Consider the following 547-nt stretch of genomic DNA (forward strand, 5'->3'; position numbering starts at 1 on the left):
CGTTCGAACCCGGTGGCGGCGATCGGCGCATCGAGCGTCATGCCGCGGAAGACCAGGCGATCGTTGCCTGCGCCGCCGGCGAGGGTCGTGCCGTCGATGGTCGCCTGCGCGAACTCGACCGTGTCGTTGCCRGCGTCGAAATCCAGCGCGCCGCGCACCGTGCCTGCGGCCAGGAAGCGGTCGTCGCCCGCGGTGCCGGTGAACGTGCCGCGCACTTCGAGCGTCGTGCYGGTGCCGACGAAGGTGTCGGCGCTGGCCAGCGTGCCGCCTTCGGCGACGTCGAGCGTGCCGCCGACGAGTTGCACGGTGTCGAACGCCTGCGCGCCCGCAAGCGCCAAGGTCCCGTCGCCCGTCTTCGACAGGCCTTCGAAGTGCACCGTCGGCGCGAGCGCGACGGTCTTGCCCGCCTGCACTTGCGCGTCGATGGTGTCGAGGCCGGCGCCACCGTCGAGCGGTGACGGAAGCTGCGACAGATCCGCATCGCCGAGCAGCGTCAGCGTGTCGTCGCCTGCTGCAAGGCTGATCGTGCCGCCGCCACGCACGATGC

Annotated in this window: 1 protein-coding gene; it reads right to left on the bottom strand. The window is 71.7% G+C overall.

All coding sequences use genetic code 11. The features are described from left to right. On the bottom strand, positions 1-547 hold a 547-nt coding region (locus tag AC1DRF_RS31860), incomplete at both ends, for a hypothetical protein (RefSeq protein WP_477742807.1).

It is taken from the genome of Priestia sp. P5_B4, from assembly GCF_056400385.1.